Genomic DNA, 235 nt, shown 5'->3' on the forward strand with positions numbered 1-235 from the left:
GGGAAGTGGCTCAGCTTGGTAGAGCACCTGGTTTGGGACCAGGGGGTCGCAGGTTCAAATCCTGTCTTCCCGATATTGTTTTTGGGGCCTTAGCTCAGCTGGGAGAGCGCCTGCCTTGCACGCAGGAGGTCAGCGGTTCGATCCCGCTAGGCTCCACCATTAGTTCTTTGAAAACTGAACGAAACAAACAACGTGAAACGTCAATTTTTATTTTTAGATGCTAGACAAACTAACT

The 235-nt window shown here is 49.8% G+C and carries 2 tRNA genes; both read left to right on the top strand.

Annotated features, from left to right (window positions below):
• Positions 1–73, top strand: a tRNA-Pro gene (locus JDS98_RS29900).
• 10 nt (positions 74–83) lie between these two features.
• Positions 84–159, top strand: a tRNA-Ala gene (locus JDS98_RS29905).
• Positions 160–235 lie beyond the last annotated feature (76 nt).

The sequence above is a fragment of the Bacillus cereus group sp. N11 genome (genome assembly GCF_016483605.1).
In the GTDB taxonomy this organism is placed as follows: domain Bacteria; phylum Bacillota; class Bacilli; order Bacillales; family Bacillaceae_G; genus Bacillus_A; species Bacillus_A toyonensis.